The 258-nt window shown below is 38.4% G+C and carries 1 tRNA gene; it reads left to right on the plus strand.

Going from position 1 to position 258, the window contains the following annotated elements:
* Positions 1-48 precede the first annotated feature (48 nt).
* Positions 49-125, plus strand: a tRNA-Ile gene (locus HHH54_RS11065).
* Positions 126-258 lie beyond the last annotated feature (133 nt).

Below are 258 nucleotides of genomic sequence, written 5' to 3' on the forward strand. Positions count from 1 at the left end.
ATTGTATTCAGTTTTGAATGCTCATTCATTGAGTTATTCAATTTAAATGGGCCTATAGCTCAGCTGGTTAGAGCGCACGCCTGATAAGCGTGAGGTCGGTGGTTCGAGTCCACTTAGGCCCACCATTAAAAATTGTACATTGAAAACTAGATAAGTAAGTATAGATTTTACCAAGCAAAACCGAGTAACAAGCGAAACGCTTGAAACAAACAATTATCGCTAGTCGTTGAAAGACGACACACATAATTAATAACTGGT

This window comes from Staphylococcus canis, assembly GCF_016238445.1.
In the GTDB taxonomy this organism is placed as follows: Bacteria; Bacillota; Bacilli; order Staphylococcales; family Staphylococcaceae; genus Staphylococcus; species Staphylococcus canis.